This is a genomic window from Mycobacterium sp. E342 (assembly GCF_001667665.1).
Classification (GTDB): domain Bacteria; phylum Actinomycetota; class Actinomycetes; order Mycobacteriales; family Mycobacteriaceae; genus Mycobacterium.
In genome coordinates this window covers 23540-29698 of sequence record NZ_LZJM01000157.1, presented here as the reverse complement: position 1 = coordinate 29698, position 6159 = coordinate 23540, and the positions used below count along the sequence as shown (strand labels likewise).

The following is a 6159-nucleotide window of genomic DNA, read 5'->3' as shown; positions in this document are numbered from 1 at the left end:
CTCCGTACGGCACTGGCGACGTAGGTAAAGCCAGCTGGTCAGGCACGGTACTTTACACCGGTCGGTGCCCCGCCGGATCCGCCACCGCCGGAGCCGCGCTCAACACCAGCGCCAGCCCCGTCACAGAAGCCAATCCGGCTGCGGTCAGGGCGGCAGAAAGCCTCCCTCGCGTCCAGCCCGACATATGCATCCCTCCACGCTCGAGTTCCTGACACAGTGTGGCACAGGGGGCACGCCAGCTAACAAATTCGACGCCGCGCGGCGACCTGTTATACCGGCATTTGCGCCGTTGAGCTGCCCAGCTATGAATCGCGTGAGCTTGTCGGCGCAACGTCGAACGCGTGACGGTTGGCCGCCGTGCCGACCAGCGCCAACGCCATCAAGCCGGCCGACGCGGCCAGCATGAGGACGGGGTTGCGTTCATAGAGCAGGCCGCCCGCCAGCGCGCCCGCCATGATGCCCACCTGGAACGCCGTCACGTACAGCCCCGACGCCCCGTCGGGGTCGTCGGCCCCGCTGCGCATCGCCGCGGACTGCATCATCGGCGAGACCGCGGTGGCCATCGCTCCCCAGAGCACGATCGCGGTCGTCCCGATCAGGGCCGCCGCAGCGGCGGGCCGGCCCCCCAGCGCCAGCGCGGTCAGCACGACGAACGCGGCCGTCAAACCGGCCATGCATCCGATGATCGCCCCCTTGGGCCGGCGGTCGAGGGGCCGCGCCACCAGGCCGACGGCCAGCACCCCGGCGGCGCCGTAGGCGGCCAGCACCCACGCCAGGTTCGGGCCGCGCACACCGACGACTTCCCGGATGATCTCCACGATGTAGGTGTAGGAGACGAAGTGGCCGGTCACGCCGACCATGGTGATGATGCTGACGATGATCAGCCGGCGGTTGCGGTGGTGCCGCGACCGCGGGCCGACGCACTCGAGCTGGTCCTCGGTGAGCACCATCTCCGGCAGCATCACCCGGGCCGCCACCGTGACGACGGCGGCCGCCACGGTCACGCACACCACCGCCACGCGCCAGCCCCACATCAGGCTCATGGCCGCGGTCAGCGGGCTTCCGACCACCAGGGCGAGGCTGGTTCCGACGTAGATCGACATCGTCGCGCGGCCGGCGTGGCTGGGCGGCACTAAGCGGGTGGCGATCGGGGCGATGACCGACCACAGCAGGCCGTGGGTGATCGCGCAGAGCACCCGGCCGGCGGCCAGCACCGCGAAGGTGGGCGCCACGGCCGAGATCAGCTGGGAGACGGTCAGGCAGGTCAGGCTGGCCACCAGCACCCGGCGGCGCGGCAGATGGGCGGTCCAGCGCACCAGCGGGATGGTGGTCAGGGCGGCCACCAGGGCGTACCAGGACAGCAGCGTGCCCACCACGACCAGGCTGACGTGCAGGTTGCGGGCGATGGCCGGCAGCGCGCCGACGGGGAGGATCTCGGCGGTGACATAGGTGAAGGCCGCGGCGGCCAGCACCACGAGCTGAGCCGCGATCCGTGGGGTCCACGTTCGCGCGGCGGCATTCGTTTCGGCAGTCATGGCGTCGGTGTCGGCCGGGTTACCCAATTCTTGGGTTGTCGCGCCTAATGCGATCACACTGCCTTACCGTACGGACCGCAACCGCGGCTGCCCCCGTATCAGGGCCGCAACCCGGGTCTCAACTAGGTCACCGATCAGGAACGAACGAGGCGTGCGATGGCGGCAGAGGCCTCGGCGAGCTTCTCATCGGCGTCGTCCCCGCCCTCGGCCACGGCCCGGGTGACGCAGTGGTTCAGGTGCTCGTCCAGCAAATTCAGCGCGACCGACCGCAGCGCGCTGTTGACGGCGCTGATCTGGGTGAGGACGTCGATGCAGTACTTGTCTTCCTCGATCATTCGCGCGATGCCGCGCACCTGTCCCTCGATGCGCCGCAGCCGCTTGGCGTAGTTGTCCTTCTGCTGCGAATATCCGTGCGCGTTCGTCATCCGTCCTTCACCTCTGCCCCTACGCGTGCCCATACGCGCCCGCCGCGCGTGCCGGGCCGGCGTCACCCAACCACTTTATACCCCGCCCGGGTATGACCCGCGCATTTGCCGTCGGGCCAGGTCACGCATACTTACATGATGGCTACAGCACGCGATACGACCGCAGTCACCGACATCAAACCCCGCAGTCGTGACGTCACCGACGGCCTGGAGAAGGCCGCCGCCCGCGGCATGTTGCGGGCGGTAGGCATGGGTGACGAGGACTTCGCCAAGCCGCAGATCGGGGTCGCGTCGTCGTGGAACGAGATCACGCCGTGCAACCTCTCGCTGGACCGGCTCGCCAAGGCGGTCAAGGAGGGCGTCTTCGCGGCCGGCGGTTTCCCGCTGGAGTTCGGCACCATCTCGGTGTCCGACGGCATCTCGATGGGCCATGAGGGCATGCACTTCTCGCTGGTGTCGCGCGAGGTGATCGCCGACAGCGTCGAGACCGTGATGCAGGCCGAGCGCCTCGACGGCTCGGTGCTGCTGGCCGGTTGCGACAAGTCCCTGCCCGGGATGCTGATGGCCGCGGCGCGCCTGGACCTGGCGGCGGTCTTCCTGTACGCGGGGTCCATCCTGCCCGGACGGGCCAAGCTGTCCGACGGGACCGAGCGCGAGGTCACCATCATCGACGCGTTCGAGGCCGTGGGCGCGTGCGCGCGCGGCTTGATGCCCCGCGAGGACGTCGACGCCATCGAGCGCGCGATCTGCCCCAGTGAGGGCGCGTGCGGCGGCATGTACACCGCCAACACGATGGCCAGCGCCGCGGAGGCGCTGGGCATGTCGTTGCCCGGCAGCGCGGCGCCCCCGGCCACCGACTACCGCCGCGACGGGTTCGCCCGCCGCAGCGGCGCCGCCGTTGTCGAACTGCTGCGGCGCGGCATCACCGCCCGCGACATCCTCACCAAGGAGGCGTTCGAGAACGCGATCGCGGTGGTGATGGCGTTCGGCGGCTCGACCAACGCCGTGCTGCACCTGCTGGCGATCGCGCACGAGGCCGAGGTCGCGCTGACGCTCGACGACTTCAGCCGGATCGGGTCGAAGGTTCCGCACCTGGCCGACGTCAAACCGTTCGGCCGCCACGTCATGTCCCACGTCGACCAGATCGGCGGTGTGCCGGTGGCGATGAAGGCGCTGCTGGACGCGGGCCTGCTGCACGGGGATTGCCTGACGGTGACGGGACAAACCGTGGCCGAGAACCTGGCCGCGATCGACCCCCCCGACCCGGACGGCAAGGTGCTGCGGGCGCTGGACAATCCGATTCACCCCACCGGCGGCATCACGATTCTGCGCGGGTCGCTGGCGCCCGAGGGCGCGGTGGTCAAGTCGGCCGGCTTCGACTCTGACGTGTTCGAGGGCACGGCAAGGGTTTTCGACGGCGAGCGGGCCGCGCTGGACGCCCTCGAGGACGGGACGATCACCAAGGGCGACGCCGTGGTGATCCGTTACGAGGGCCCCAAGGGGGGTCCGGGAATGCGCGAGATGCTCGCCATCACCGGCGCCATCAAGGGCGCCGGTCTGGGCAAGGACGTGCTGCTGCTGACCGACGGCCGCTTCTCCGGCGGGACGACCGGCCTGTGCGTGGGACACATCGCGCCCGAGGCGGTCGACGCCGGGCCGATCGCGTTCCTGCGCGACGGCGACCCGATCCGCCTGGACGTCGCGAACCGGGTGCTCGACGTGCTGGTCGACCCGGCCGAATTCGATTCCCGGCGAGAGGGTTTCACCCCGCCACCGGCGCGCTATAAGACCGGCGTACTGGCCAAGTACGTCAAGTTGGTGAGCACGGCGGCGAACGGTGCGGTCTGCGGATAGCCCCGATCGCCGCCTGGCTCAACGGGTTTGGATGCTATGCGTGGGCGGCCGCCGCGCGCGTGCGCCTGCCGAAGTAGGCGGCGTTGAGGCCCAGCACCGTCAGCAACGCACCTGCGACGACGTTCGACCACAACATGCCGGCGGTCAGCGCGACGTCCCGCAGGATCCACGGCGAGACGATGGCCCACACACCGAGCACCGGCATCGTCCAGGTCAGGCCGTGCGCGCGGTCGAGGGCCGTTGCGAACCCGTACGCCAGGAACGCGGCCGCGATCCCGACGATCAGGTCCGACGTGGCCAGCGATGCCGTCGCGCCGAAGCCCACCATCCACGGTGACGCAGCCACGTACAGGCCCGTCAGCAGCGCCAGCCCGAAGGTGACGTGCGCACTCATCGACTCGGCGGCGCGGTCGTAGCTCGCCCGCAGAGCCAACAAATCCGGGTGGTAATCGATTGATGAATGGACTGTACTCATTTTGTGACCTTTCTGTTATGCAGCAAGCCTTTTGAGCCGGCTGCACCCATCCATCTGCCGTCAAGATTACGCCCGGCCACCGCTCGCCAGCAACGAAATCCGCGCCGGCCGCAGCCGGCCGACCAGGCGGAATTGACCGGCCGCGTAACGTCGTGAGTCATGGACATCGCCGACCGCCTGCGGCTTGACGTTCCGGTGGCGCAGGCCGGTATGGGCGGTGGGCTGGCGGGTGCGGCGCTGGCGGCCGCGGTCGCCGAGGCGGGCGGCCTGGGCACCCTGGGCCTGGCCACGCCTCGCCAGTTGCGCGCGGCCATCGACGAGGTCCGCGAACAGGCCCCCGGCCGCGCGGTCGCGGTGAACCTATTGATGCCCTTCGTTCACCGCGCGCACGTTGCGGTCTGTGTCAAGACCGGCGTCGACGTGGTCGTGCTGGCGTTCGGCGAAAAGCGGGGGCTCGTCGCGCACCTTCGCGATGCCGGCATCTTCGTGTTCGTGATGGTCGGCACCGCGGCGCAGGCGAGCGCCGCGATCGGTTGGGGCGCTGACGGTTTGATCGCTCAGGGCCGCGAGGCCGGTGGCCACCTCGTCGGGACCATGCCGGCATTGCAGTTTCTGCCACGGGCGCTCGCGGTGGCCGGCCGCCGCCCCGTCCTTCTCGCCGGCGGCATCGCCACCCGCGCCGACACCGCGGCCGCCCTGGCCGCGGGCGCGGGTGGGGTGGTCGCGGGTACGCGGTTCCTCATGACGCACGAGGCCAACGCCAACCGGGAATACCAGCGGCGGGTGGCCGACGCGGACAAGACAATCGAGACCAACCTTTTCGGCCTGAGCTGGCCGCTGCGTCATCGCGTCGTGCCCAACGCCGCAACGCGACGCTGGTGCCGCGACGACGGCTGGGCGAAGGCCTTACCGGCGGCCATCAACTCGGCCAGCCGCCCCCTGACCGCGCTGGGCTACTTCGACGCCGGCGCCTTGATGCGCCTGCAGTCGCCGACCCGGCCATTGCTCACGCCGCTCGCGCCGCTCGCCACGATGCCGGATGCATGGGTGGACCGTTCGGCGCTGTACGCCGGTGACACCGCGCTTCGCATCGGCGAACTCACCTCCGCCGCACAGGCGGTCGCCGAGCTCAGCCCGCGTTAGCGCACCAACGCCAGCGCGAAGCCGTCCCAGCGCTTGGCTCCGACCGTCTGGATCACCGCCGTGTCCAGCCGCGGGTGCTCACCCATCAGCTGCAACGTCTGGCGCACCGCGTCCGCCTGGGCGTTGCGTTGCGGCTCGAGGATCTGGCCCTCCCGAATCACGTTGTCGGCCACGATGAGTGCGCCGGGGCGGGCCAGCCGGACCGCCCAGTCCAGGTACGCGACGTAGTTCTCCTTGTCGGCGTCGATGAACACCAAGTCGAAGGGGGCGCCGTCCAGCGTCGGCAACGTGTCCAGGGCGGCACCGACGATCACGTCCACCCGCTCGGCGAGGCCCGCCCGGTGCAGGTTGGCGCGGGCAACCTCGGCGTGCCTGGGCTCGTATTCCAGGGTCACCACCCGGCCCTGCGGGCCGGCGCCGCGGGCCAGCCAGATGGTGCTGTAGCCGCCCAGCGTGCCGATCTCGAGGATGCGGTGCGCCTGGATGGCACCGGCCAACAGGCTCAGAAACTTGCCCTGCTGGGCCGACACGGCGATCTGCGGCAGGCCGGCCGCGTCGCTGACCTGCACCGCCGCGCTCAGGGCCGGGTCGTCGCCGACCACGGTGTCGTTGAGGAAGTCGTCGACGTCTTGGGGGGTTGGTTTCTGGGTCATGCGACAACGCTAGCCGGGCGGGAGCCAGCGGATCGATCGGTATCGGAGCGGTCACGACCATTTACCCGATACCC

General features: G+C 70.1%; 6 protein-coding genes. 2 read left to right on the top strand and 4 right to left on the bottom strand.

The window, feature by feature from the left end; translation table 11 throughout:
• Nucleotides 1-302: 302 nt before the first annotated feature.
• Together A5692_RS10955 and A5692_RS10950 are read right to left on the bottom strand one after the other, a co-directional pair.
• A complete protein-coding gene (locus tag A5692_RS10955; RefSeq protein ID WP_068055672.1) occupies nt 303-1535 on the bottom strand; it encodes an MFS transporter in 1233 nt (410 codons plus the stop codon).
• A 134-nt stretch (nt 1536-1669) separates the two neighbouring features.
• Nucleotides 1670-1960, bottom strand: a complete 291-nt coding sequence (locus tag A5692_RS10950; protein ID WP_067925010.1) for a metal-sensitive transcriptional regulator — start codon at nt 1958-1960, stop codon at nt 1670-1672.
• A 138-nt stretch (nt 1961-2098) separates the two neighbouring features.
• Here A5692_RS10950 and ilvD point away from each other — a divergent pair, with 138 nt between their 5' ends.
• On the top strand, nt 2099-3814 hold the full coding sequence (gene ilvD / locus A5692_RS10945) for a dihydroxy-acid dehydratase (protein WP_068055668.1): 1716 nt from the start codon (nt 2099-2101) through the stop codon (nt 3812-3814).
• A gap of 34 nt (nt 3815-3848) precedes the next feature.
• Here the strand turns inward: ilvD and A5692_RS10940 are convergent, their stop codons facing one another.
• Nucleotides 3849-4289, bottom strand: coding sequence for an SPW repeat protein (locus A5692_RS10940; protein ID WP_068055648.1), 441 nt, complete (start codon nt 4287-4289; stop codon nt 3849-3851).
• A gap of 159 nt (nt 4290-4448) precedes the next feature.
• On the opposite strand from A5692_RS10940, the gene A5692_RS10935 reads away from it, so the two are divergent.
• Nucleotides 4449-5432, top strand: a complete 984-nt coding sequence (locus tag A5692_RS10935) for a nitronate monooxygenase (protein WP_068055645.1) — start codon at nt 4449-4451, stop codon at nt 5430-5432.
• On the opposite strand, the gene A5692_RS10930 is transcribed toward A5692_RS10935, so the two are convergent.
• Nucleotides 5429-6085: an O-methyltransferase gene (locus A5692_RS10930; protein ID WP_068055642.1), complete on the bottom strand. Its 657-nt coding sequence runs from the start codon at nt 6083-6085 to the stop codon at nt 5429-5431. The two genes, A5692_RS10935 and A5692_RS10930, sit on opposite strands and share 4 nt — an antisense overlap.
• Between the last annotated feature and the right edge of the window lie 74 nt (nt 6086-6159).